We start from the raw sequence: 4,109 nt of genomic DNA, 5'->3' as shown, positions 1-4,109 counted from the left end.
GATGCCAACGGCAAGCTGACCCTGGCGCGCACGGCCGCCAGCGGCGATCTGGTGGCCAAGGCGCAATCGATAGACCTGTCCGCAGACACATATGCCGGCGGCAAGGCCGATATCCGTGCCCAGGATCGGCTCCTCGTCGAGCAGAGCCTGGCGGCGGCCGGCGACGTGGCGCTCAAGGGTGCCCAGGTGGTCAACAGCGGCGTGGTAGAAGCTGGCGTCAAGCCGGACAACGGCCGCAACGCCAATGCCGACCTCAGCGTCAGCGCCCAGCAGGTGCGCAACAGCGGTACCCTGATCGGCAACCGCCAGTTGCAGGTCAGCGCCAGCCAGGGCCTAGACAACCGCGATGGCACCCTGAGCGGCAGGACCCTGACCCAGGTCGACGCCGGGCATCTGGACAACCGCCAGGGCCGGATTCTCGCCGACCAGCAACTCAAGGTCAGCGGCGCCAGCCTGGACAACCAGGCCGGCTTGCTGCAAAGCCTGGGCAACGCCGAGATCGTCAGCGCCGACGAGCTGCTCAATCGCCAGGGCGAAATCCTCACGCAGCAGGATACCAGGCTGGTCGCCGGCGCCCTGGACAACAGCCAGAATGGCCTGATCGCCGGCCAGGCCCTGGATGTGCAAGCTGGCAGCCTGGACAACCGCGCCGGCCTGATCAGCGCCAGGGAGGGCCTGCGCCTGAATGCCGGGCAGGTCGACAATAGTGGCACCGGCTTGATCAACAGCGCCGGCGGGCTCGACCTCGCTGCCGACAAGCTCGACTCCTCCGAGGGCGGCGAAGTCTCCGCCAAGGGCGACATGCACCTGCAGGTGGGTGAACTGGTCCAGCAGCAGGGGCGGCTGATCGGCGAAGCCGGGCTGCGCCTCGACCTGGCCGACGGCGTGCTGGACAACCAGGGCGGCCTGATCACCGCCAGGGGACCGCTGAGCCTGAACGACGCCGGTCGCCTGGACAACCGTGACGGCGAGATTTCCAGCAATGCTGGCATCCACCTGCGCGGCCGGCACTTGGACAACCGCGATGGCGGCCGCATCATCGCCGCCGAGCGCCTGGACATCACCGCGCAGACGGTCGACAACCGCAGCGGTGGCCTGCTCTCAGGCTGGCAGGGCCTGAACCTCGCAGGCGGCAGCCTGGACAACAGTGAGCAGGGCACCCTGTCCAGCCGCGAAGGCGCCTTGAGCGTGGCGCTGAGTGGCGGCCTGGACAACAGTGGCGCAGGTGCGCTGGTCAGCCAGGGTCCGCAGCATATCGGCGCGGCCAGTCTGGACAACCGCAACCAGGGCATCCTTTCCAGCGAGGCCGCTCTCGAACTGGCCATTGCCGGCCAGTTGAATAACGACAACCAGGGCCTGATCAGCGCGCAGACGCTGGACATCGCCGCCAGCCAGACCCTTAACCGCAGCGGCCAGATCAGCGCCGCCGGCGCGTTACTGCTGAACGGCGCCAGTCTCGACAACAGCGCCGGCACCCTCAGCGCTGGCCAGTCCCTGAACGTGACCCTGAGCGCCGCCCTGCTCAACGGCGCCGCCGGTCGGCTGGCCAGCGGTGGCCCGCTGCTGCTCAAGGCTGCCAGTATCGACAACCGTGGCGGCCAACTGGCCAGCCAGGGCCTGTTCGAACTGTTCGCCAGCAGCCTGGACAACAGTGCCGGCGGCACCCTGGCCGCCAACGACAATCTCGACCTGCGGGTCGAGGGCACACTGGACAACAGCGCCGACGGCCTGATCTACAGCCAGCAGGGCGACCTGCACGTGGCGGCGGGCAGCCTCGACAACAGCGCCGGCACCCTGCAGAGCCAGGGCGCGCTTGCCGTCGAGGTGAGTGGCGCGCTGGGCAATCGCGGCGGTCGGCTGAGCAGCCAGGGCGGTAACGTCCAGATCACCGCCGCCAGCCTGGATAACAGCGCCCAAGGCGTGCTCGCCAGCCTGGTCGGCTGGTTCAGGTTGAATATCGCCGGGCTGTTCGACAACCGCGGCGGCACCACCCAGGCCCAGGCGCTGGAAATCGCCGCCGGCCAGGTGAACAACACCGCCGGCCATATCTCCGCACTGGCGGGCGACACCCAGGTGGTGACCGACGCCTTCGCCAACCAGGGTGGTGGCCTCTACGCCACGCAGCGGCTCGATGTCGCGGCGAGCCGCTTCGACAACCAGGGCGCGGCTGCCGGACAGGGCGGCAAGGTCGCCGCTCAGACCATCGATTTCGGTTTGAGCGGTGCTCTCGACAACCGCCATGGTCTGATCGAGGCCGGCGACACGCTGCTGCTCGACTCCGCCAGCCTGGACAACCGCAACGGCGCCCTGCGCGCCCTCGGCCAGGCCGGTAGCACCCGCATCGCCACCAGCAGCGGGGCGTTGGACAACCGCTTCGGTCGTATCGAGGTCGGCAACTTCGACTTCGCCCTGGACGTCGCCGGCCTGCACAACGCCGACGGTCATATCCTGCACGTGGGCAACGGCACCTTCGGCCTGTCCAGCGCCAATGCCGTCCAGGCCGGCGGCAGCCTGGTCAGCAATGGCGACTTCAGCCTCGATGCGACCAGCTGGACCCACAGCGGCACCCTGCAGGCCCGAAACCTGACCCTCGATGTCGGCACCTTCAACCAGACCGCCAGCGGTCGGCTGCTGGCGACCCAGAGCCTGAGCGCCACGGGCGGCAAATGGACCAACCAAGGCCTGATCGCCAGCGACGGCAGCCTCGACCTGACCTTGACCGGCGCCTACGACGGCAGCGGTCGCCTCACCAGCCTGGGCGACCTGGTCCTCACGAGCGCCAACATCGACCTGTCCGCCAGTGCCAGCATCGCCGGGGGCGGGCTGACCCACATCATCGCCTCGGGCCTGCTGACCAATCGCGGCACACTCACCGCCAACGACGACCTGACCCTGCGCGCCGCCACCCTGAACAACCATGGCACCCTGGGTAGCGCCGAGCGACTCAGGCTCTACGCACCGACCCTGCGCAACGAAAATGGCCTGATCTTCAGCGGCGGCGACATGGCGCTGCGGGTGAACAGCTTCACCAACAGGTTTGCGGATGTGTACAGCCTGGGGGATATGGACCTGGCGAAGGATGACCAGGGCGCTCAGGCCAACCGGTTCGACAACCTGTCGGGAACCCTGGAGGCCGTGGGCGATTTCAGCCTTCGGAGCGCGATCGTCAACAACGCCCGAGACGTACTGGTCGTCAACGATGTCGGCAAGTACAGCGCCGTCATTACCGAACTGGCCTGTCGCGGCCCCTACAATCCCACTGGCGATTGCGACCTGGGTGGTAACGGCCGCCGTGTCGGTGTCTGGCAGGTGGTCGAACGGGACAAACTGGAAATCGTCGACAGCAGCGCGGCATCGAACCTCATGGCTGGGGGCGACATGTTCCTGAGCGGCCAGCAACTGCTCAACCACAGCAGCCTGATCAGCGCGGGCGGCAACCTCACCGCGAATTTCACGACGTTCGAGAACAAAGGCGTCAAGCCCGGCGAGATCGAAACCACCCGCATTTTCGTATCGGGTCGCAAACCCAGCTACTACCACTACGCCGATGCCGCGGCCACCTTCAATGCCAGGCATTCCCCATCGCCGCAGTTGGCCACTCTGGAACAGGACCTGAATCGTTTCATCGGCATGATGGAGCGGGAGTATCTGCAAGGTCGTCAAGTGAACCAAACCGGCAGCGCTGGGGAAGCTTACTCGGCGATCCTCCAGGCGGGTGGCGATATCAACATCCAGGCCAGCCAGAACCTTGAGAACAGTCTCGTTCGGCCGCGCTACGCCTATCTGGGGGGAGGCAACCGTGTTGATACCAGTACCCCCGGCACTGAGATCGCGACCTACATCACCCTCAACCCCCAACTGCCGCCCGGCCTGCAGCAGCAACAAATCAATCCGCTGACCCTTCCCGGTTTCAGCCTGCCCATCGGCGAGCATGGCCTGTTCCGCTTGAGTGGCCAGGCTGGTGAACAGGGTTCGGCCATGGACGGCTATGGCAATGGCCCGTTGGCCCAGCAACTGCAGCAGGTCCAGGGCCTGCCTGTCACCTCCCGTCCGGCAGGTGCCCACAAATACCTGATCGAGACCAACCCGGCGCTGACCGACCTCAAGCA

Annotated in this window: 1 protein-coding gene; it reads left to right on the top strand. The window is 66.8% G+C overall.

All coding sequences use genetic code 11. From position 1 onward, the window contains the following. Positions 1–4,109: beta strand repeat-containing protein (locus IN820_RS11195; protein WP_408005235.1), on the top strand; the 4,109-nt coding region annotated here is incomplete at both ends.

The organism is Pseudomonas lopnurensis, from assembly GCF_015070855.1.
GTDB classification, from domain to species: domain Bacteria; phylum Pseudomonadota; class Gammaproteobacteria; order Pseudomonadales; family Pseudomonadaceae; genus Stutzerimonas; species Stutzerimonas lopnurensis.
Note: the sequence above shows the minus strand (reverse complement) of the source record. Positions and strands in the feature narration are given on the sequence as shown.